Origin of the sequence: Streptomyces sp. NPDC059787, assembly GCF_042732315.1 — a bacterium.
Classification (GTDB): domain Bacteria; phylum Actinomycetota; class Actinomycetes; order Streptomycetales; family Streptomycetaceae; genus Streptomyces; species Streptomyces atrovirens.
Genome location: NZ_JBHWHX010000079.1, coordinates 1 through 21,691, shown reverse-complemented (window position 1 = coordinate 21,691; position 21,691 = coordinate 1). Strand labels below are relative to the sequence as shown.

The following is a 21,691-nucleotide window of genomic DNA, read 5'->3' as shown; positions in this document are numbered from 1 at the left end:
GAGGGAGGCCGCACCCTCCAGGCTGACGTACATCGAGAACCAGCCGGGCAGGATGTCGTGGAAGCGCTGCCACCAGCCGGGCCGGTTGGCGTCCTCCGCCAGTTGTACGAAGGCCTCGGCCTCCTCGTCGGAGACGCCGTACTCCTTCAGCAGCATCTGGAGGTACGGGATCTTGAGCGCGACCTCGGCCATCTCCATGCGGCGGACGGTGGCGGGCGCGACCCGGAGGATGCGGGCCGCTTCCTCACGTCTGAGTCCCGCGCGTTCCCGCAGGTCCAGCAGGCGCCGGCCGAGGACGACCTGTCCCACCGTCGGCGCGGACCGGGGTTCGCTCACACTCCACCTCCCTCGAACAAAAGCCGACAGCTCGGCGGCGCCACTCGGAGATCCGTCCGAAGATCCATCCCGTCCGAACTTGGATTCGAACGGATCTTCGGCGATCCCAACTGGCGCCGCGCGAGGTGCTGTTGCGAGCAGTGTGCCACGCCCTTCCAGAACGTCACACCGCACTCTGCATTTTTCAGAGTGACACTTGCCAAGTGTTCACGGCGGGGCGATAGTGGCAAGCGTGATTCCGTCCGCGCCCTTAGGAACAGACGCCGCCGCAGGGTCCATCGGCCTCGGCGCCGCCTCGGTGTCCGCCCCCTCGGGGGCCGCCGCCGAGCGCCGGTTCCGTTTCGAACTGGCCGCTCATCCGGGTTCCCCGGCTCAGGCCAGACGCCTGACGAGGGCACGGCTGACCGGCTGGTCGGTGTGCGAGGACACCTGTGACACAGCGGCTCTCGTCGTCTCCGAACTGGTCACCAACGCCATCGTGCACACGGCGAGCAGCCATGTGGTCTGCGAGCTGCACGACGGTGGCGAGCTGGTGCGCATAGCCGTGCGCGACGAGGGGTGCGCGCCGGGCCAGCCGCGGGCGAACACCCGGCAGCAGCCGGAGGACGAGCACGGCAGGGGACTGCTCCTCGTCGACGCCCTGTGTCATTCGTGGGGCGCGCACGAGAACGGCCCCGGACTGCTGGTCTGGGCCGACCTCCCCCGCACGGCGGACAGCGGTGGCACCGGGCACGGTCCCGTGGAGCCCACCGACGACCTGGGCTGGGGCGCCCGCCCGAAGCCGGGCCCGCCCGGCACCCCGGACGACGACACCGCCAACGAACCGGAACGCCCCCACGGCCCCGCGAAGGGAAACCACGGCCCGGCGGCGGAAAACCAGGTCCGCACTCCCCCGCACCAGCGCACCCCCCACCCCCGGGGCCGGGCGTGACAGGCGGCGTACCCGGCACCCGCGTGCTGAGCCTGGACTCACTGGTGCGGATACGGCGCGAACGGCACGCCGCCGGCGCCCGCGCCCCCCGGCGGCTCCCCGTGCCCGACGGCATGACCGCGCCCATGGGCTGCGACGCGGTGGCGGTGCCCGCCCGCTTCGGCCCGCTGGTGATGCCCCGGCTGCCCCGCGTGGGCTGCGTGTACGCCGATGACGCGCACTGGTGGTGGCTGGTCCCGTCCGATTCCGACTACGCCATGGAGTGGCCGGCCCCCGCCCACTACGCCACCGGCGCGGTCCTCCCCGGCCCCTCGGACGCTCCCGGCGCCCCGGACCTCCCCGGCCTGATCCACCGCCCCGACGGCACGCTCCCCTATACGCCGCCGATTCCGCTCTATCTCGCCCTGTGCCGTCTGACGGGAACGACCCCCACCTGGTCACGCCCCGTCACCGCGTAACCGGTCGCTCCGGCCCCGCTACGCCGCGACGTCGCCGCCCCCGCCGTCCCCCCGGACGATCACCAGGAACATGTCGGTCGCGAGGTCCATGACAACCTCGGCGGGCAGCCCCTCCAGGCGGCGCGCGTGGGCGAACTCCTCCGCCGGCCATGAGCCACGCGGTCCACCTGCGGGAAAGCGTTCGAGCACCGTTCGCCCGTTCACCCTGCCACCTCCATGCTGCGTTGTACTCGTAGAGTTAAACGCCAACCATGGGGTGAACGCCTCGCTCAGTGACGGTACTGAGACGTAGTTGACACCCGTTCACCGCCAAGTGTGATCGGACTCTCGGCTGATCGCACCAAAGGGTCACCCTCCGTACCGGCCACCGCACCGATCGTGCCGTCAGGTGCCGTACTCCTGGATCCGTCGCCCATGGCTCCGGTCGACCAGCGCGGGCAGCCGCTCCCCAGCCCCGAGCACCCAGCCCCGAACACCGAGCCCCGGAGTCACGATGGGAGCGAATCTCCAGGCGCCACGCCGCCGGCACACCGTTCCGGCTGGAGATTCGCTCCGATCCGCGTCCTGCCGTGGCGGGGCGACGTCCCGTGCCACGCGGTCGGTCGCCTCTCGCCTGTCACCGTACGGCGCGGGCGTGGTCCGGGATGAACCGGACCGTGACGTCCCCTCGGCTTCCCAGGCGGTCCGCGAGCTCGGTCAGCCGCCGGACGTGCCGGGGGTCGGGGTGGCCGGTGTCGTCGAGGTGGACGGCGCAGGCGGTGACGGTGTCGACGAGGAGTTCGAGGGTGGCGGCGGTCTCGTCGGTGCCGTCGGCGTGCCGGGCGAGCGGGGGGAGTTCGGCCGAGGCGAGGGCGATGGCGGCGCGGGCCTCGGCGAGGGTGCGGTAGGCCTCGCGGCGCAGCGCCCAGCGGCCGGCGCGGTCGTCGGACTCGCCGAGCACGTGGTCGAGGTACGCCTGAGCGGCGTCGGCCGCTTCGGTGAGCCGGGCGCGGATGGCGGCGCCGCCGCGCTGTCCCGGCATCGGGAGGTGTCCTGCGACGAGTACGACGGCGCAGGCCAGCAGGGTTTCGCCGATGCGGCCGACGGAGGCCTGGGGTTCGCCGCCGGCCATCACCAGGGCGAGGACGAGCACGGTGACGACGGCGGTCTGCGCGGCGAAGTGCCGGGTGGCGACGGGGATCAGCGCGCCGCTGACCGCGACCAGCGCGACGAGTCCTTCCGGGCGGGGCAGCACGGCGGCGAACCCGGCGAACAGGAGCGCCCCGAGGACGGTTCCGGCGGCCCGGGACAGGACGCGGGAGGCGAGCGGTCCGAGGTCGGGTTTGACGAGGAAGACGGCGGTGGCGGGCAGCCAGTACCAGTGTTCGTGCTGCCCGTACCAGCGGGTGTGGTGCAGGGCCTGGGCGAGGGCGGCGCTCGTCCCGAAGCAGAGGGCGACCCGCAGCCCGTACTCCCGGCCCCGGGCGCCGAGGACGGTCCGCAGTGCGGCGCTCCGGGAGCGGTTGCGGCCGTGCAGGTCGCCGCCGTCTCCCCGGTCGAAGGCCTCGGCGGCGCGCAGGAGGGCGTCGTCGAGGGCGCGCAGGGCGGGGACGGTGCGGGAGGGGGCGGGCAGCGGGCCGGTGGGAGCGCTGCCCCGTACGGCGGTGGCGAGGCGCCGGGGCCCTTCGGAGGCGCGGGCCGGTACGGGCTCCCCGGCCCAGGCGAGCGCGGTGGCGGCCTCGGCGAGCGGGAGGGCGGCGGCGTACTGGGCGTGCAGCCGGCGTTCGGCGGCGGAGGAGGCGTAGCGCCGCAGCCGGGGGCCGGCGAGCGCGTCCTGCGCGTGGTCGAGCGCGGCGGTGAGTGCGGCCCGCCGCGCGGTGGCGGTGTCCGTCCCGGTGGCGTCGAGCAGGTCGGCGACGGCGGCGTACACCCCGGCGACGGCGTTCCGCTCCCCGTCGAACCGGAAGCCCCCGGCGAGCGCTCCGGGCATGGGCAGCGCCAGCCGCAGCAGGAGCAGCCAGGCCGCGCCGGCGAGGAAGGCGAGCGCCCGCTGCCAGCCCGGTTCGGGCAGCGGCATCCCGGCGCCGACGGCGGCGCCGACCAGGAGTTGTGTGCCGACGGAGGACCCGACGGGCCCGAGGGCGCTGACCCCGCCGGCGACGAGACCGAGCCCGGTCAGCAGCAGGGTGAGCGGTACGGCGGGGACGTGGTCCCCGGCGTACGTGCCGACGACCAGCCCGGCCGCCCCGGCGAGCGCGGGCCCGCCGACGCGTCCGACGGAAGCCCGTCGGCTCCCCGGCCGGTCGTTGATCCCGGCGAACATGGCGCCGATGGCGGCGACGACGCCGAGGGTGGGCCGCCCGGCGAGGACGGCCGCGAGCAGCAGCGGCCCGCCGCTCAGCGCGCCCCGCGCGACCGCGCTCCACGGGACCGGTCCGCGCTGGGCGCGCAGGGCGTGGGCCAGCCACGGGGGTACGGCACGGGCGGGACGGGTCACGGGGCTCCAGTCGTCGCGTCGGGGGCGGGGCATGCTCGCGGGCGACGGTGACCGGGCGGAACAGAGACGTGCCCTCTACGGTAATCGGCGTGGAGGGAGGGAAGCGAACGGTCGTGTTTCCGGGCGGTGACGATACGGGCGGGAGCGGTCCAGCGCCCCCATGCCCTGGCAGGCACCCCCGTACCCTCGGCCGACGCTCCCACGCCCTCGGCCGGCGGCCACGGGGCGCGGCGGTGCTCCTCGCTCCACGCGGTCGGCGCGTGTCCGGCCTGTCGGCCGGTCCCGCACCGCCCGCACGCGTGGCGCCGCGTCCACGGCTCACCGGCCCCGGCAGGACCGTACGGGCGGAGCTCCGTCCGTCGCCGGCACTCCGCGATGCCCCCGCCGTAGCCCAACCCCCGTCGCCGGTAACGTTGTTGACGCCCACGATCGCCCTCGCGACGGAGGAGTGGCCGATGCCCGGTTCCTGGCGCCTGTCGGACTCCCAGCACTTCTGCCTGACCCTTTCCCGGAACAGGAGCCCGGAAGAGGTGCTCGCCCTCTACGGAGCCGACGCGGGCAGCGCCCGCCGGGTGCGCGTGGAGAGCATGCCCGACGCTCCCCCTCGGCGCACGACACTGCGCGCGGGATCACTGGGGGAATGGTCCTTCTGCGTCGAGTTCGATTACCACATCGGCTGCACGGCCACGGTCATGCGCGACCTGTCGGCGGGGACCGAGACACTGGTCCTGTACCGGACGGCGAAGGCACTGGAGGTGTTCCGTTACGTGGTCGACGGGCGCGTCGTCGAGCAGTTCGAGCCCGGCTACCCGCCCAGCGCCCGCGGCCGGAGCGCGCACGAGTTCGCCCGCAGGACGGAGACACTCATCTCCGCCGGAACGACCCGGAGGGCAGTGGGTCTGGAGGTCATGGCCCGGCACACCGGCCACGAGCTCACCACGGACATACTCCACGGGCCCCTGCTCACCGCGGTCGTCGACGAGCCCGACCACGCCGCTCTCAACCACCCGGACCCGCCGCTGCTGTATCCGGACGAGCCCCCGGGAAGCCCCCGGCCCCTGGGTCGTCAGCTGGGCCACCTGCTGCCCGGGCGCAAACGGGCGCCGGGCACGCCGTGACCGGTCGTGTCCGAGGAACCCGGCAACCTTTCCGGCGGCCGTGACGACCATCGAGTCGGAAGTGTGTGTTCTCCCGCACCACGTAAGGACTCATCCGTGGCATCCCCCTCCCACCGCCGTCCTCGCGGCAAGCGGCGCGGCGTCCTGGTCCCGGCCGTCGCCGTGGCCGCCGTCGGGCTCCTCATATCGCTGGTCGTCGCCCTCACTCCCGACGACGGGACCGACACCGTGCGGGCCACGGCCGCGTCCGCCACCGGCGTCGACGCCGACGCCCGGTCGCCGAGCGCCTCGCCCACGGCGACCGGGCGGACACCGGAGGCGAAGCCGTCCACCGTGTCCCCGGCCCCGAAGCCCTCCCCGACGACCCCGCCGGCCCGGCCCTCGCGCGGCGCCACCCCCACGACCACGGCCGCCCCGCGCCCGGCCTCCGGCGGGGCGCCCCTGGCGGGGCGGATCGCGCCCGGGACCTCCTACAGCGGGGTCGCCACGCACTACGACGCCGGGGACGGCGACGGCGCCTGTCTGTACGGTCCGAGCGCCGACCGCATGACCGCGGCGATGAACACCACCGACTACGAGACGTCCAAGGCGTGCGGGGCGTACGTCCTGGTCCGTGCGGCCGGCGGCGCCTCCGTGACCGTCCGGATCACCAACGAGTGCCCCGCGCCCTGCGCCCCCGGACAGCTCGACCTGAGCAGGGAGGCCTTCGCGAAGCTGGCCGGGCTGTCCGCCGGGAAGATCCCGGTCACGTGGAGCCTGCTCAGCCCCGGCACGTCCGGCACCGTCTCGGTCCGCTACAAGACCGGCTCCAGCAGCCACTGGTGCGGCATCCAGGCGATCGGCCACCGCAATCCGCTGGCCCGGCTGGAGGTCGCCACCGGATCCGGGTGGCAGCGGCTGACCCGGACCGAGTACAACTACTTCCTCTCCCCCGACGGCACCGGCTGCGGCGGCGAGCTGAGGCTCACCGACATCTACGGGCAGCGGCTGACCGTCGACGCCATCCCCGTACGGCCGGACACCGTACAGCCGACCCGCGTCCAGTTCGCCCGGCACTGACCGCGTCCGGCCGGGGGCGGCGGTCGAGGGGGCGAGCGAAATACGGATGCGGTGGCTCGCCGTGTCGCGCAGGATCGAGGGTCGTCCGCCCTTCCCTCAGATCGGAGTCCGCGTGATCCGGCGCGTCACCGTCCCCACTCTCTTTCCGCCTCCCGCCTACTCCCACGTCTCCGTCGTCGAGGCGGGGACCGGGCTGGCGTTCCTCGCCGGGTCGGTTCCGCTGGACGCCGAGGGGGAGCTGGTCGGTGAGGGCGATCCGGTGCGGCAGGCCCGGCAGGTGATCGCCAATCTCGAGGAGCAGTTGCGGGCGGTGGGCTCCGGCCTGGGCCACGTCGTCGCGACGGACGTGTACGTCGTGAGCGGTGAGCCCTCGGTGCTGTCCGCCGTGTGGGAGGTGGTCGAGGCGTCCGGGCTGAGTGCGGGGCCCCACTCGTCGACCCTGGTCGGTGTGGCCTGTCTCGGGTATGCCGGGCAGCTCGTGGAGATCACGGCGACGGCGGTCGTGCCGGACACCGGCGCCGACTCGTGAGGGGCGGCGACCGGACGGTGGATCTGCGCCGGGCCCTGCCCTCCGACGCCGGGGCCGCGGCCGGTGTCTGGCTGCGGTCCTTCGCCGCCGCGCTGCCGGGCGTGGTCAGACCCCGGTCCGACGACGAGGTGCACGGCTACTTCCGTCACGTCCTCGTGCCCCTGCGCGAGACGTGGGTGGCGGAGGCGGCGGGCGGGGACGTGGTCGGTGTGATGGTGCTGGACGGCGGGGAGCTGGACCAGCTCTACCTCGCCCCCGAGTGGCGCGGGCGCGGGATCGGCGACCGGTTCGTCGCACTGGCGAAGGAACGCAGCCCCGAAGGGCTCGCGCTGTGGACCTTCCAGGTCAACGCGCCCGCGCACCGCTTCTACGAGCGGCACGGTTTCGCGGCCGTGCGGTGGACGGACGGCTCCGGGAACGAGGAGCGGGAGCCGGACGTGCGGTACGTGTGGCGGCCGTAGGAGGCCGGTCACCCGGTCGGTGCCGCCGGTTCCGCGTCGGCGCGCTCGGTGACCAGGGCGAGGACACGGCCCGCGGCGGCCGGGTCCTCGGCGGGTGCCCCGCCCCGGATGCGGGCGGTGACGGGGGTGGCGCCGCCGGCGCTCAGCCGCCCCGCCCGGTACGTCCGCCCCGCCCGGTACGTCCGGCCCGCCCGGTCCTCTCCGGCAGCCGCCCGGAGAGCAGCCGGGCGAACTGCGGTGAGGGCGCGACGCCCAGTTCCTCGTCCAGCATCCGGCAGAACGCGCGGTAGTGGCGCACGGCCTCGCCGACGTTGCCCTCCGCCAGGTGCGCCGACACGACGGCCCGGTGGGCGCTCTCCCGCAGGGGCTCCGCGCGTACGCTCGCCCACGCGGCCTCCATCGCCAGAGCGGGTCTGCCCTGCCGGGTCAGGGTCCCGGCCAGCGCGTCGAGCGCGTGCAGCCGCAGTTGCCGCAGGTGTTCGCGCTCCACCAGGATCCAGTCCTCGTCCCAGCCGGGCAGCAGGTCCTCGCCGGTGAGGGCTTCCAGGAACGGCCGGGCGTGGAGCGGTGGACGGCGGTCCTCCACGACGCCGAGCGCCGTCCGCGTGAGGGTGTGGACGTCCACGCGCAGGTCCGGGGTGACCAGCAGGGTGTCCCCGCGGCATCCGATCAGGGACGGCTCCCCGCGCGGCAGCTTCCACAGGGTGGTGCGCAGACTGCCCCGGGCGTGCGCCTCGGTGGCCTCGGGCCACAGTGTTCCGGCGAGGACCGTGCGGGACACCCGTCCCCGCAGTCCCATGAAGGCCAGGAGCCGCTGGCCGTTGCGGCACAGTTCGACGGTCTCGGTACCCAGTTCCAGCCGGAACTGGCCGAGCAACCGCAACCGGGGAGGCGGGGGTACCGGCCTCATCGCCTCGCTCACCGTGTCCCGCGCGAGCGCCTCCGGGGGCCGTCCGGCCTCGCCACCGGCGCATCGCTGCTCGTGGTCTGCCTGGTGCGGCTCCGGGGTGCCGCGTCCTTCGAGGAGGTGCCGTCACCAGTCTCGGCCCCCCGCCCGTGCCGTGCAACCGGATCGATGACGCCGCGCTGACGGCGGTTCCGTAGCTTCGGACACGGCTCGGAAGAGTCCTGTCCCAGCATCGCCGACACCATCAACAGGCCAGGAGGCGGATCATGGCCACGGCGGAACTCGTTTCCCGACGGGAGTCGGACCACCTGTCGCAACTGACGATGGCCGCGACACGCTATGAGAACCGGACCGAACGACGGGAACGGAACCGGGCGGTCCTCGAGACACGTGGACCGCTGTACGCGGACACCCCCGAGCGGGTCGAGAAGCGGCTGGCGCGTCTCGGCACCGACTGGGCCATGGCCCGGGCGATCGAGCGGACGCCGACGGAACCCGCCAGCAGTGCGGGAAGCACCCTGCGGTTGCCGCCGGAGACCGTCACCAGCGGGGTGCTGGGGCTGGAGCGTCTCATCGGGCGCAACAACCTCACCCCCGTCGCGTTCCTGGAGGAGGGCGCACAGGTCTCCCGCTCGGTCGGCCGGGTCACCATCAGCGGACCGGGCGGCGGGCACGGCACCGGCTTCATGGTGTCCCCCTCCCTGCTGCTCACCAACAACCACGTGCTGCCCGGCGCGCAGGAGGCCGACCGCAGCAAGGTCGCGTTCGCGTTCCAGGACGGCGTCGACGGCGCTCCCCTCGTACCGGCCGTCTTCCGGCTGGAGCCGCTCCGGTTCTTCGTCACCGACCGGGCGCTGGACTTCAGCCTCGTCGCGGTGGCCCCGCGCGGGGCGCAGGGCGAGGCGCTGTCGTCGTTCGGCCGGCTGGTCCTCAGCGAGGCGCAGGGGAAGGTCGTCATCGGGGAGTACGTCAACATCGTCCAGCATCCCCGGGGCGAACCCAAGCAGATCGCGCTGCGCGAGAACCAGGTCGTCGACCTGCTGGACCGGTTCCTGCACTACGAGTCCGACACCCGTGAGGGTTCCTCGGGATCCGCGGTCTTCAACGACCAGTGGGAGGTCGTCGCGCTGCACCACTCGGCCGTTCCGAAGACGGACGCCGACGGCCGGCCCCTGAGTGTCGACGGCACGGTGTGGCGGCCGGAGACGGGCGAGCAGCAACTGGCGTGGCGGGCCAACGAGGGGGTGCGCATCAGCCGCGTGCTGGAGGCCCTGCGCGCGATGCCCCTGACCGGTGAGGCGGCCCGGCTGCGGGACGAGGTGTTCACCACCGGGCTCACCCCGTCCCCCGGGGAGAGCGCGCCGCCGGTGTCTTTCCCCCTCGGCACGTCCACCCTGCCGGGGACCAATGGTTCCCGGGCGCAGGCGGTCGACGGCACCGCCCAGCTCACCGTCCCCCTGCGGATCACCCTCGGCCTCGGCACGCCCTCGGTCTCGCCGGCCGCGCCGACGCCGACGGCCGCGCCCCAGCCGTCCCCGGCCGGGCGGCCGGACATCGTGTCGGCGGTCGAGAAGGACGTCGACGCGGCCCTCACCAGCCACCGGCTCGCGCAGCAGGGCCCCTACTACGACCGGGCCGCGGACATCGCCGCACGCGACGCGTACTACGCGGACGTCGACACCGGCAGCGGTGGCGGCGCGCTGCGCCGCGCGCTGACCGGGCTGCTGACCGAGACCCACGAGCCCCGGCCCCGGTACAAGCCGATGAACATGGTCTATCCGTGGGTCGACCTGCACAAGGACGGCCGGCTGCGCAGCATCTACTCGGGCAAGGGCTTCTCCGCCGAGGAGCTCATACGGGCCGACGCGGCCGTGACGAAGGCCCGGCTGGCCCGCGTGCAGGAACTCCTGTTGCGGGAGAGCACGGCGGGACCGGCCGAGTTCGAGGCGGAGTTCGACGCCCTGGAGGCGTCCATGCCGTTCAACTGCGAGCACGTGGTGCCGCAGTCGTGGTTCGCCAAGAAGGAGCCGATGCGGGGTGACCTGCACCACCTGTTCGCGTGCGAGGTCGGCTGCAACAGTTTCCGCGGCAACTTCCCGTACTTCGACTTCCCCGACTTCGACGAAGTGATCCGGGAGGACTGCGGGATGCGCGAGGACGTGGGGTTCGAGCCCGAGGAGGGCAGGGGCGCGGTCGCCCGTGCCACGCTGTACTTCCTGCTCCGCTATCCGGGACAGGTCGGTGACGCGGCGCGCGAGTTCCCCGCGGAGCGGTTGCCCGTTCTGTTGAAGTGGCACGAGGGTGAGGCGGTCAGCGAGTACGAGCTGCACCGCAACGCGGCCATCGCGGCGCTTCAGGGCAACCGGAATCCGCTGGTGGACCATCCCGAGTGGGCTCGTGCGATCGACTTCACCGGGGTCTGGCCCTGAGCCTCCCGCCGGGCCGCGTCGTCCGGCTCGGCCCCGGCCCCGAGCGGCACGGGGCCGGGGCGAGCAGCGGGAGCCGGACGTGCGGTACGTGTGGCGGCCGGGGTGCCGCGCAGCCCGGCGTTCGTGGGGTGCGCGGCACCCACCCGTGCCGCCCCGGGGGTACCTCCAGGCCCTTAAGAGGGACGGACCGAGCACAGGGGGCCTGCTCGGGGAGTGACGGGAACCCACGGCGTGAGGTCGGTCCGGGGCCCGTCGGTCGTCACTCCGGTACCGGTGGTTCCGAGGCACGGCTCCGGGCGTCACGGGGCCGGTGGCTCCGGGTCGGTCCGGGACCCGTCGGTCACCTCCGGTTCCAGCACGGGCGGGGGCACGACTCGGGGCATCACGACCGTCGGCTTCCGCACCGGGTCGGGCTCCTGCACCCACTTCCCCCCGACGATCACCGGCGCGGTCCACTGGCCGTCCCCTCGGTCGGCCTCCTCCCCGAGCTGCCGCAATTCCTCGCGGACCGCGTCGAGTTCGGCCCTGGCGGACTCCACGAACCCAGGCAACCACTCGGCCCCCTCCCAGCCCCGCGCGGGGACGGCCGGATCACGGACGGAAGCGGCCTCCTGCTCCCGCTCGGCGGTCCGTGGCCGGCGGGCCGGCTCCTGCCGCGCCCGGGCGAGCGTCTCCTCCGCCTCGGCCCGCTTCTCCTCGGCCGCCCACATGACCCGCTGGGCCCGCATGACGCGCAGTTCGGCGTCGCGCAGCCGCTCGGCGAACTCCGCCCGCGCCTCGGCACGTCCTTCGGCCCTGGCGCTGCCGGCCCGCTCCTCCAGCTCCTGGCAGCGTGCCGCCAGCTCCCCGACGGCACGCGTCAGTACGTGGACCACGGCATCGGCCCGCTGACACGCCTCCTGGGCGGTCCGGCACCGTGCCTCGGCGATGTGGATGTGGGTCACGTACTGGTCCGCGCCGGACTGGTACACCTGCCCGTCGTCCGAGGCGCGGCCCCGCGCCTCGACGTGTCTGCGCGCCTCGCCGTCGCCCCGTCCGCTCATCGCTCGGTGATGTTCATGTCCCCGACCGCCTGGTAGATGCGGCTGTCGTCCCTCGCATGGGCCTCCAACCGCACCCCACCGTCGATCCGCCGACCGTCGGCCGTCCGCCGCTGCCACCCCTCCACCAGGTCCCGCAGCTCGTCGGCGGCCTCCGGGTGTTCACCCAGCAGTTCGACGAAGCGCGCGGTCCACCGGCCCCGCAGCGGCCCGGTGGCATCGGGCCCGTCGCCCTCGGCGGCGGCGAGCGCGGTGGTCCGGGACGCCTCCAGTTCGCGCCCGACCTCGTCGACGGCGAGCGGCCGGAAGCGGCGCCAGACGGTCACCACCCCGTCCCGCGTCTGCTGCCACCCCTCGGCGACGAGCAGCGCGACCAGGGACGTACCCGCCGTACCGGCCAGTGTGAGCAGAGTGGGATCCATCGCAGCCCCCCGAACGTTCGCAACGATGCCTCCACCGTAACCCAACACTCGCTGTCCGTGACGGTGTCGGCGCCCACGGCCGCCATCACGACGAAGGGGCCGGCGCGATCCGTTCGGCCGCGCAGGTGGCGCGGCCGTAGGTGCCCGACGCGGTGGCGCTCTGGACGTGGGCACCGCGGACGGCGAGGGCGCAGCGCGCCTGTCCGCCCTCGCCGTCGAGGACGATGCCGATGGTGGGCGGCCGGCCCAGCGGCACCTGGACGGTCTTCTCCCAGGGCAGCTCGACGTCCCTCTCGACGGTCGCCCTGCCCTCCTCGCTGCGGGCGAGGTAGCTGACGTCGACGTTGCCGTCGCCGGTGATCCGGTACGTCACGGCGGCCGTCGGCGTCTCCGGCCGCTCCGGGCGGGGGTCGTCCTCGGTGCCGAGGACGCCGTACAGGACGAAGCCGAGGCAGGCGACGAGGATCGCGCCGGCGATGATCAGGCCCGCCCGGTCGCCGCCCCTACGCCTGTCGGCCGATGCGCCGGCCGGGGCGTCCTTTTCCGTTGTTTCCGCCGTGCTTTCGGTCGTTGACATGGGTCCGGCTTTCGTCGGGCGCAATTTCCGCGCGTACTTCCGGTACGGAACCGGGTGGTTATACACCATGCGGAATACGCGGCGCCACCGAGAAGACAAACGAGGGCGAAGCGACCGCATTCAGGGGCTTCAATGACCCCAAATGTCCCATCGCTTGACATGCCGTCAGTCAATTGATCAATAATCCGGCCGCCGTTCGGAATTCTCCGCGACGGCTCGTTCGGCGTGCCCTTTTCGCGTTCGGCGGGACAGGGGCCGCCGATGTCGAAAGGTCATGACGTGAAGGTGCCGTACAGGAGATATCTCTCCTGTCTGGTGGTGGCGGCGATAGCGGGAACGCTCTTGCCGCAGGTCGCGTACGCGGCCCCGCCACCGGAGCCCGGAAAGGGCGAGGAAAAGGGTTTTTTCGATACCGTCACCGGCTGGTTCGGGGACGACGACGAGAAGAACCCCGACCCCCCGTCGTACGGTGAGCGTGGAATCGCGGACCGGCAGAAACTGCCCAAGGGCAGGAACGCGCCGAAGGCGAAGCGGGTCGAGGAGCTGACCGGGCGGCGGACGGCGAACGCCCGGTACTGGCGGATGTCCGACGGCCGCACCGAGGTGGAGTTGTCGGCGGTGCCGACGTCCTACCGGGACGGTACGGGCAGGAAGGCCGCGTGGAAGCCGATCGACACGTCGGTCGAGGCGTCGGGGACGAAGGGCTTCGACTTCTCGAACACGACGAACACGCTGCACAGCCGGTTCGGTTCGGGCGCCGGGAAGCTGCTGCGGGTGGAGGCCGGCGAGGGCCGGTCGGTGACGATGGGCCTGACCGGCGCGGACGCGCTGAAGCCGACGGCCGAGGGCAGCACGGTCACGTACAAGGACGCGATCGACGGCGCGGACCTCGCCTACGAGGTGGGTGCCGGGCGCGTCAAGGAGAACATCGTCCTGGACGAACGGCCCTCCGGGCCGGTCAAGTTCATGTTCACCCTGGACGTGGACGGGCTGACGCCGAAGCAGGGCGGGGACGGTTCGATCCGCTTCTTCGGCGAGTCCGCCGACCCCGTGCTGGTGATCCCGGCCGGGTTCATGACGGACTCGAGGAAGGACCCCTCGTCGCCGTACGGCACCAAGTACAGCACCGAGGTGGAGCAGCGGCTCGCCAAGGCCGGGGACGGCTGGACGCTGACGGTGACGCCGGACGCGAAGTGGCTGGCCGCGAAGGAACGCCGGTACCCCGTCACGGTCGACCCGACGATCGAGATCGCGCCGACGCCGACGACGGCGCAGGACGTGATGATCTCCTCGGACGGCCCGGCGTCGAACTACGACGACAACTGGCGGCTGTCGGTCGGCAACACCAGCACCGGCTCCTCGCGCGCCCTGCTGCGGTTCCCGCTGTCCCAGATACCGGCCGGGACGCGCGTGGACTCGGCGGACCTGAAGCTGTACTACGACCAGACGCACACCACCTCCGGTGACGAGGTGCGCCTGGAGGCGCACCGGGCCACCCAGGAGTGGAACGAGGCGACGGCCACCTGGGACAACGCCCAGGGCATCACCGGCGAGCTGTCCGGCACGTCCGTCGTCGTCGACGACGGGGACGCGGGCCGCACCGCGGCGGTGGGCTCGTGGCCGGCGTCGGGGAACACCACGTACACGCAGCACGCGGTCGGCCAGGACTACCTGTACAACAAGGACGCGGTGGCGGGTGACACGTACACCTGGCAGCCGAGCCTGCCGGAGGACGGCACCTACCAGGTCGACGTGCACAGCGTGCCCGCCGTCGACCGGGCGACGAACGCGCCGTACACGGTGACGTACTCCGGCGGGACGAAGCAGTACACCGTCGACCAGAGCGCCGGCACCGGCGGGGTGTGGAAGCCGCTGGGCTCGCACCCGTTCAAGGCGGGCACGGTCGGCAAGGTCGTCCTGGGTGACGCGCCGGCCTCGGCGTCCACCGCGGTCGTCGCCGACGCCGTGCGCTTCACCAAGGGCGGGACCGTCACCAAGAAGCCGGGCGAGGTGAGCACCTGGCACTCGTTCCCGGTGACGAGGACCGTCCAGCAGTGGGTCGACGGCACCCACGACAACCACGGCTTCGTGGTCAAGGCCGGCGACGAGAGCACCGGCGCCCCCAAGGGCGGCCCCCGCTACGAGGGCAGCGAGTTCGGCTACGGCGGCGAGAGCGCCAACTACCCGCGCCTGGTGCTGACCTTCGGGCGGCAGGGCGTGGCCCTCGACTCCCCGTCCGTGATCCACGCGACGGGCGCGGAGCTGCACTGGTCCGACTACCGGGACCCGGACACCGGCTCCACCGGCGACGACCTGGCCGAGTACCAGGTCCACCGCTCCGTCTACCAGTCGTTCACGCCGTCGGCGGCGACGCTGGTGGCCCCCGTGGACGGGTCGGCGAACGCCTTCACCGACACCACGGCGGTGCCCACCCCGGCGGACAGCGCCGACCCGTTCGGCCGCGCCTACTACTACATGGTCGCGGTGAAGACGAAGGACGGGCAGGTCATCGGCTCGCCCACCCAGCTCGTACGGCTGCCGAAGGCGGGCCGCACCACGAAGGTGATCACGGCCGGCCAGGACACCAGCCTGTCCTCGGCGCAGCCGACGGCCGCCCACGACACGTTGGACGAGTACGGGCCGCAGCCGTGGCTGACGGTCGGCAACAACTCCACCACCTACGGCGACACCCGCGCCCTGCTGGACTTCGGCGACCTCGGGGTCCCCGCGTCCTCGCGCGTCCTCCAGGCCACGGTCCGCCTCTGGGGCACCCAGTCGACGCGGAGCGCCGAGGGAGCGGTCTACGAACTACGCCCCCTCACACGGGACTTCGACGAGAGCGCGACCTGGAACAAGGCCACCTCCGCCACCGCCTGGACCACGCCCGGCGGTGACGTCGGCGCGGCGGTCTCCGACGTCGGCGCGATGAGCAACGACCCGGCCCGCCACGACTGGGACGTCACCTCCCTGGCCCAGGGTTGGGTGACCGACCCGGCCACCGGGCACGGGGTCGCCATCAGGACGGCCGACGAGACCGCCGCGCAGGAACGTTCGGTCTTCCTGTCCTCGGAGGCCCCCGAGCAGCGGCTGCGGCCCAAGCTCGTCGTCACCTACGTGGACGAGACCCCGGAGTCGACGTACTACGCGCCGGGCACGCCGGCCCGGATGACGCCCAACTCCGCCTACACCGTCGACGTCACCCTCACCAACACCACCGACCAGCCGTGGACGGTGGCCGGTCACGAGCTGACCTACCGGTGGTCCCTGCCGGACGGCACGGACGCCACGACCGGCGGCAACCAGGTCCGCACGGCGCTGCCGAACGACCTCGCCCCCGGCGCCTCCGTCACCGTTCCCGCGCAGGTCAAGACGCCGATCAACTCCGACTCCGGCAACAAGCGCACCGAGTACACGCTGACCTGGGAGGTCCAGGACACGGCCGGTACGGCGGCGGAGGTCACCGGCCTCACCCAGCACGTGGCCGTGGAGGACCCGACCTCCAACCAGCTCGGCCTGGAGAAGTTCTACTCCTACACCGGCAAGAACACCGGCGCCGGCTCCACTGTGATGAACAACCTGGCGGCCGGCAACAGCGTGTGGCAGTACAACGCGTTCAGCAACCCCGGCCAGGGTCTGAACACGTTCTTCCGGGTGGCGTACAACTCGCTGGACACCTCGGACACGGTCTCCGGCCACGGCTGGTCGTTCCAGTCGTCGGGTCCGATCAGGCTGGGCGCGCCGCTGGACCTCCACCCCAACCCGCACCCCACCGAGATCCGCCTCCCGGACGGCGACGGCACCACGCACGTCTTCCGCAAGCAGGACGACGGCACGTGGAAGGCCCCCGCGGGCGTCCACTACCAGGTGTCGATGAAGCCGGGCCTGGACTGCACCCCGGCCAAGGACCCGATCCCGGACGCCTGGACGCTCACCCGCCCCGACGGCACCCGCTTCCTCTTCGGCTGCGACGGCTACCTGACGTCCGCGGTCGACAAGAACGGCAACACGCAGACGTTCACGTACGAGGAGCGCAAGTCCAACAACAAGCCGACCAAGTTCCTCCGGTACATCACCGACCCGGCCGGCCGGCAGTCGCTCACCGTCGACTACTACGACAAGGCCGAGGCGGCCGGCCCGAAGATCGAGGACCACATCCAGTCGGTCACCGACATCTCGGGCCGCAAGCTCACGTTCGAGTACTCGGACAAGGGCCTGATGACGAAGATGACCGACGGCGCGGGCTCGGACCGGCCGAAGGTCTTCGCCTTCACGTACGACGCCACACAGGGCAACAAGAACGTCAAACTGGTCCAGGTCGACGACCCGCGCGGCAACGCCACGAAGCTGGCGTACAACGAGCCGTCCGCCGGTGACGACCCGAAGTACCACTGGTGGACGAAGACCATCACCGACCGGCTGGACGGGACGACCGGGTTCACGTACGCGGCGAACACGGCGAACACGAAGTTCACCGACGCCGAGGTGACGGACGCGGAGTCGCACACCACCTCCTACGTGGCGGACGACTTCGGCCGCCCGGTCCGGACGACCAACGCCAAGTCCCAGACCACGGAGATGGCGTGGGACGCGGACAACAACGTCACCTACCTGGAAGAAGCCAACGGCGCCAGGACGGCCTACTGCTACGACCAGAAGACCGGCTACCCGCTCTGGTCGCGCGACGCCGAGAACAACAAGTCGGGCATCCCGGACGCCTCGGAATGCGCTCCGGGCACCTACCCGGCCGACGCGCAGCGGTACAGCTACCAGACCCGCGCCGACGGCTACGCCGCCGACCTGTCCACCAAGACCTCCCCGGAGGGCCGCGCGTGGCAGTTCGGCTATGACGCCTTCGGCAACCTGAGGACGGTCACCGACCCCAAGGGCGTCGCGACGTCGACGGCGGACGACTACACCACGACGTACGAGTACGACTCCCACGGCCGGCTCACCAAGGCGACCGACGCCAACGGCAACCCGACGACCAACAGCGACTTCGGTCCCACGGGATACCCGGCGAAGATCACCGACGCACTGGGCGAGTCGACGTCGTTCGTCTACGACGAGCGCGGCCAGGTCACCGAGGTCACCGACGCCCTGGGCAAGAAGACCACGCAGACGTACGACACCTTCGGTCGGCCGAAGTCGGGCACGGTCGCGAAGGACCAGGACGCGGACGTCTTCATCACCGCGCCGGCCCCGGTCTACGACGCCAACGACAACATCACCGAGTCGACGTCGCCGAACGGCGCGGTCTCGACCGCGGTGTACGACGTCGCGGACCAGATGACCTCGGCCACCGCTCCGAAGGACACCCCCACGTCCCCCGAGCGGCGGACCGCCTACACCTACGACAAGGTCGGCAACCTCAGGACCGTCACGGAGCCGAAGGGCACGCTGACCGCCCCGGACACCACCGACTACGTCACCACCAACCACTACGACGAGATCTACCAGCTCACCGCGGCGGTCAACGCGGCCGGTGACAGGATCAGCTACGAGTACGACGTCGTCGGCAACCCCGTCAAGGTCGTCGACCCGAAGAAGAACGCCACCGCGGACACCACGGACCACACGTCCAAGATGGCGTACGACCTGAACCACCGGCTCACCACGTTCACGGACGCGGCGGGCGAGTCCAGTTCGCGGACCTATGACCGGGACGGCCTCGTCCTCACGTCCACGGACCCCGAGAACAGCACCACCACCTACACCTACGACGAGCGGGGCAAGCAGGCCGAGGTCAAGGTCCCGTACGACGCGACCACGTTCCGCATCACGAAGTACACGTACGACCAGGTCGGCAACACCACCAAGGTGACAACACCGCGGGGCACCGCGACGGCCACGGTGGACGACTTCGCCTCGCGTACCGAGTACGACGCGCTGAACCGTCCGGTGAAGCAGTACCAGCCGTACGACCCGAGCGACCCCCTGCACGACGACCCGAACGTCTACACGCAGACCGTGTACGACGCGCTGGGCCGGGTGGAGCGGCAGTCGCTGCCGCCGTCGGAGGGCCAGACGGTCCGCAACGACACGGTCTTCGAGTACTTCGACAACGGCTGGACGCGGAAGTCCACCGACCCGTGGGACATCAGCACGACGTACGACTACAACGAGATCGGGCAGCAGACGTCCCGTACCCTCACGTCGGCGGGCGGTTCCTCGGACCGCACGATGACGCAGTCGTACTATCCCGACGGCAAGCTCAAGTCCAAGTCGGACGACGGCGTACCGGCGGGCAAGTCGGTCGTGCTCGTCGAGAATTCCGACACCCAGCACACCTCGGCCACGGGCACGTGGGCGACCGGCGACGTCGCCGGTCAGCAGGGCTACGACCACCGCACTCATGCGGCCGGTGCGGGCACGGACGCCTTCACCTGGACGCTGAACGTCCCGAAGGACGGCACGTACACCGCGTACGTGAAGTACCCGAAGGTCACGGGCGCCGCGACGGCGGCGAAGTACACGCCGGCGCAGGGTGCGACGACCCACCCGTCGGTCAGCAAGGACCAGACGGCCGCCCCCGGCACCTGGGTGGCGCTCGGTTCGTACAGCTTGAAGCAGGGCAACGACGCCACGCTGAAGCTGGAACAGAGCAGCTCGGGCATCGTGGTCGCCGACGCCGTCAAGCTGGTGCGGGACACGTCCGGCGAGACGGACGCCGAGAAGCGGACGTTCACCTACGCGTACGACGTCAACGGCAATATGACGTCGATCGACGACACGTCGTCGGGCGCGAGGGTCGACGCGTACACGGTCGTCTACGACGGACTGAACCAGGTACAGAAGGTGACCGAGGCCCTCGCGGGCCAGGAGAAGAAGGTCACGTCGTACACCTACGACGCGAACGGCCAGGCGGACACGGTCACCCACCCGAGCCAGTTCTCCAAGTACGCCTACGACCCGCGCGAGCTGGTCAAGTCGGTCTCCATCGGCAAGTCCGCCACAGACCCCTCGCCCAAGGTCACCACCTTCACGTTCACGGACCGAGGCCAGCGGCTCAAGGAGACCAAGGCCAACGGCAACATTGTCGACTTCACGTACCACCTCGGCGGTGAGCTGAAGTCGACCACGGAGAGGAAGCCCAACGGCACCCTCGTCTCCTCACACACCTACGCCTACGACCTGAACGGCAACAAGGCGCAGGACGTCGCGAAGAAGATGAACGCCGACAACCACGCGGCGTACCTCGACTCCACGACGGACTACACCTACGACCCGGTGGGCCGGCTCGTCGAGTCGGTCAAGACCGGCAACGGCGCGGGCACCGAGAAGTACGTCCACGACGACAACGCCAACGTCGTCTCGCAGACGGTCAAGAACGTCACGACCACCTACGAGTACGACCGCAACCGCCTGCTGCTGGGCACCGCCGGCGGCACGACGGCCACGTACAACTACGACCCGTTCGGCCGCCAGGAGTCGGTCACCTCGGGCGGCAAGGTCATCGAGAGGAGCGTGTACGACGGCTTCGACCACGTCGTGGAGTCCCAGAAGACGGACGCCGCCGGCGCGATGAAGTCGACGAAGTACACCTTCGACCCGCTGGACCGCACCGCGTCGAAGACCGCGGACGGCAAGACGACCGAGTTCAGCTACCTCGGCCTGTCCACGGAGGTGCTGAGCGAGGAGGTCGCCGGCCAGCTCACCAAGTCGTATCAGTACAGCCCGTGGGGCGAGCGTCTCTCCCAGGTCAAGCACAACACCGACGGCACGAGCGAGGACGGCTTCTACGGCTACAACTCGCACAACGACGTCGAGACGCTGACCGACAAGGACGGCGACACCAAGGCGACGTACGGCTACACCGCCTACGGCTCCGACGACAAGTCGGAGTTCACGGGCATCGACAAGCCGGACGCCGCCGACCCGACGAAGCAGGAGTACAACCCCTACCGCTTCAACGCGAAGCGCTGGGACGCCCAGTCGGGTACGTACGACATGGGGTTCCGGGACTACAGCCCGGGGCTCAACCGCTTCACCACCCGGGACATGTACAACGGCGCGCTGGCCGACATGAACCTGGGCGCGGATCCGTTCACCGGCAACCGCTACTCGTTCGCCGGTGGCAACCCCACCAGTTTCGTCGAGCTGGACGGCCACTTCGCCATCCCGCTGATCTGGTACGCGGGTGCGGCGCTGGTCACGGCCCTGTACGCGGCGACGCCGTCGGGTCAGCAGAACCTGAACGACATGGCCATGGCCCTCGGTCAGCTGATGCCGTCGGCGGAGGACGTCTCCTCCTCCGGGTCGTCCAGCCGGACGGCCACCGGGCCCACGCCGTCGCCGGCTCCCGGTCCGGCACCCACCCCGTCGGGTGGTGGCGGCGGTTCGAGCGGTCCGAAGGGTACGGCCACCGGAGCGGCGGTCTCCATGATCGTCCGGATCTTCCAGGGCCTTTCGGCGCACAGCTCCGAGCCGGACACGTCGTTCCAGCGCAAGGCGATCGACAACGCCGGCGACGAGAACAAGAAGTGCCAGAGCTCCTCGGGCGCCAGCACCGTCTGGAACTCGCCCGTGGACGGGCAGGGGCGGGCGACAGGTGGGTTCGCCTGTCTCAACCCGTCCGCCCCGGCGACGAGGAACACGAGCGAACCGCAGGAACCGGTCGGCTGGAGCCTGCAGGACGAGTCCGACGAATGGAACCGGGCGCACCTGGTCGCCCGGGAGTTCGGAGGCACCCACCTCCGGAAGAACATCATCCCGACGACCGCCTACGCCAACCAGAAGGAGATGCGGTCGGTGGAGTACGAGATCGAGAGACGGCTCAAGCTGGGTGAACGGGTGTATTACCAGTCCGTTCCGATCTACATCCCGAACCGGGTGACCCCGATCGGCGTGCACATGTACGTGTCGAGTTCGTCGGGTACATTCTCACGGCTGATCAACAGCGGAGTTCACGACTGACGGACCGGCGGCGGGGCGGGCGGTCGCCGATCGCC

General features: G+C 71.7%; 15 protein-coding genes. 8 read left to right on the top strand and 7 right to left on the bottom strand.

The window, feature by feature from the left end:
* The coding region (locus ACFV5H_RS36590) for a helix-turn-helix domain-containing protein (RefSeq protein ID WP_385199046.1) at positions 1-336 on the bottom strand (336 nt) is incomplete at its 3' end.
* Between the two features lie 196 nt (positions 337-532).
* Between ACFV5H_RS36590 and ACFV5H_RS36585 the strand changes: the two genes are divergently transcribed.
* Together ACFV5H_RS36585 and ACFV5H_RS36580 are read left to right on the top strand one after the other, a co-directional pair.
* Positions 533-1,267, top strand: a complete 735-nt coding sequence (locus ACFV5H_RS36585; protein WP_385199044.1) for an ATP-binding protein — start codon at positions 533-535, stop codon at positions 1,265-1,267.
* Positions 1,264-1,725, top strand: a complete 462-nt coding sequence (locus ACFV5H_RS36580; RefSeq protein ID WP_385052073.1) for a hypothetical protein — start codon at positions 1,264-1,266, stop codon at positions 1,723-1,725. Before ACFV5H_RS36585 ends, ACFV5H_RS36580 begins: the two co-directional genes overlap by 4 nt.
* 18 nt (positions 1,726-1,743) lie before the next feature.
* Here the strand turns inward: ACFV5H_RS36580 and ACFV5H_RS36575 are convergent, their stop codons facing one another.
* Entirely contained in the window at positions 1,744-1,929 is a 186-nt protein-coding gene (locus ACFV5H_RS36575) for a hypothetical protein (protein ID WP_385052075.1), read from the bottom strand.
* A 412-nt stretch (positions 1,930-2,341) separates the two neighbouring features.
* A complete protein-coding gene (locus tag ACFV5H_RS36570; RefSeq protein ID WP_385199043.1) occupies positions 2,342-4,201 on the bottom strand; it encodes an FUSC family protein in 1,860 nt (619 codons plus the stop codon).
* Positions 4,202-4,656: 455 nt separating this feature from the next.
* Here ACFV5H_RS36570 and ACFV5H_RS36565 point away from each other — a divergent pair, with 455 nt between their 5' ends.
* The 4 genes from ACFV5H_RS36565 (at position 4,657) to ACFV5H_RS36550 (ending at position 7,368) form a co-directional block, all read left to right on the top strand.
* The gene (locus tag ACFV5H_RS36565; RefSeq protein ID WP_385052084.1) at positions 4,657-5,319 is read left to right on the top strand and encodes a DUF6461 domain-containing protein; all 663 of its coding nucleotides are present in this window, start codon (positions 4,657-4,659) and stop codon (positions 5,317-5,319) included.
* Between the two features lie 96 nt (positions 5,320-5,415).
* Positions 5,416-6,378 carry an expansin EXLX1 family cellulose-binding protein gene (locus tag ACFV5H_RS36560; protein WP_385199042.1) on the top strand — a complete coding sequence of 321 codons (963 nt, stop codon included), beginning with the start codon at positions 5,416-5,418 and terminating at the stop codon, positions 6,376-6,378.
* Between the two features lie 112 nt (positions 6,379-6,490).
* On the top strand, positions 6,491-6,907 hold the full coding sequence (locus ACFV5H_RS36555) for a RidA family protein (protein ID WP_385052090.1): 417 nt from the start codon (positions 6,491-6,493) through the stop codon (positions 6,905-6,907).
* On the top strand, positions 6,904-7,368 hold the full coding sequence (locus ACFV5H_RS36550) for a GNAT family N-acetyltransferase (protein WP_385052092.1): 465 nt from the start codon (positions 6,904-6,906) through the stop codon (positions 7,366-7,368). Before ACFV5H_RS36555 ends, ACFV5H_RS36550 begins: the two co-directional genes overlap by 4 nt.
* A 142-nt stretch (positions 7,369-7,510) precedes the next feature.
* On the opposite strand, the gene ACFV5H_RS36545 is transcribed toward ACFV5H_RS36550, so the two are convergent.
* On the bottom strand, positions 7,511-8,278 hold the full coding sequence (locus tag ACFV5H_RS36545; RefSeq protein WP_385199040.1) for a BTAD domain-containing putative transcriptional regulator: 768 nt from the start codon (positions 8,276-8,278) through the stop codon (positions 7,511-7,513).
* 263 nt (positions 8,279-8,541) lie between these two features.
* On the opposite strand from ACFV5H_RS36545, the gene ACFV5H_RS36540 reads away from it, so the two are divergent.
* Positions 8,542-10,704, top strand: coding sequence for an endonuclease (locus tag ACFV5H_RS36540; RefSeq protein ID WP_385199038.1), 2,163 nt, complete (start codon positions 8,542-8,544; stop codon positions 10,702-10,704).
* A 299-nt stretch (positions 10,705-11,003) separates the two neighbouring features.
* On the opposite strand, the gene ACFV5H_RS36535 is transcribed toward ACFV5H_RS36540, so the two are convergent.
* The 3 genes from ACFV5H_RS36535 to ACFV5H_RS36525 form a co-directional block, all read right to left on the bottom strand.
* Positions 11,004-11,747: a hypothetical protein gene (locus tag ACFV5H_RS36535; protein WP_385052099.1), complete on the bottom strand. Its 744-nt coding sequence runs from the start codon at positions 11,745-11,747 to the stop codon at positions 11,004-11,006.
* Positions 11,744-12,166 (bottom strand): hypothetical protein, encoded by a 423-nt coding sequence (locus ACFV5H_RS36530; RefSeq protein WP_385052101.1) that lies wholly within the window; start codon positions 12,164-12,166, stop codon positions 11,744-11,746. The genes ACFV5H_RS36535 and ACFV5H_RS36530 overlap by 4 nt, the downstream gene beginning before the upstream one ends.
* An 85-nt stretch (positions 12,167-12,251) precedes the next feature.
* Complete coding sequence (locus tag ACFV5H_RS36525; RefSeq protein WP_385199036.1) at positions 12,252-12,743, bottom strand: hypothetical protein; 492 nt, start codon at positions 12,741-12,743, stop codon at positions 12,252-12,254.
* A 261-nt stretch (positions 12,744-13,004) separates the two neighbouring features.
* Between ACFV5H_RS36525 and ACFV5H_RS36520 the strand changes: the two genes are divergently transcribed.
* Entirely contained in the window at positions 13,005-21,656 is an 8,652-nt protein-coding gene (locus ACFV5H_RS36520; protein WP_385199035.1) for a DNRLRE domain-containing protein, read from the top strand.
* Positions 21,657-21,691 lie beyond the last annotated feature (35 nt).

Coding starts and splice junctions, on each gene's coding strand:
- ACFV5H_RS36520 (WP_385199035.1), top strand. CDS start 13,005: ATGTCGAAAGGTCATGACGTGAAGGTGCCGTACAGGAGATATCTCTCC.
- ACFV5H_RS36565 (WP_385052084.1), top strand. CDS start 4,657: ATGCCCGGTTCCTGGCGCCTGTCGGACTCCCAGCACTTCTGCCTGACC.
- ACFV5H_RS36545 (WP_385199040.1), bottom strand. CDS start 8,278: ATGAGGCCGGTACCCCCGCCTCCCCGGTTGCGGTTGCTCGGCCAGTTC.
- ACFV5H_RS36530 (WP_385052101.1), bottom strand. CDS start 12,166: ATGGATCCCACTCTGCTCACACTGGCCGGTACGGCGGGTACGTCCCTG.
- ACFV5H_RS36525 (WP_385199036.1), bottom strand. CDS start 12,743: ATGTCAACGACCGAAAGCACGGCGGAAACAACGGAAAAGGACGCCCCG.
- ACFV5H_RS36535 (WP_385052099.1), bottom strand. CDS start 11,747: ATGAGCGGACGGGGCGACGGCGAGGCGCGCAGACACGTCGAGGCGCGG.
- ACFV5H_RS36540 (WP_385199038.1), top strand. CDS start 8,542: ATGGCCACGGCGGAACTCGTTTCCCGACGGGAGTCGGACCACCTGTCG.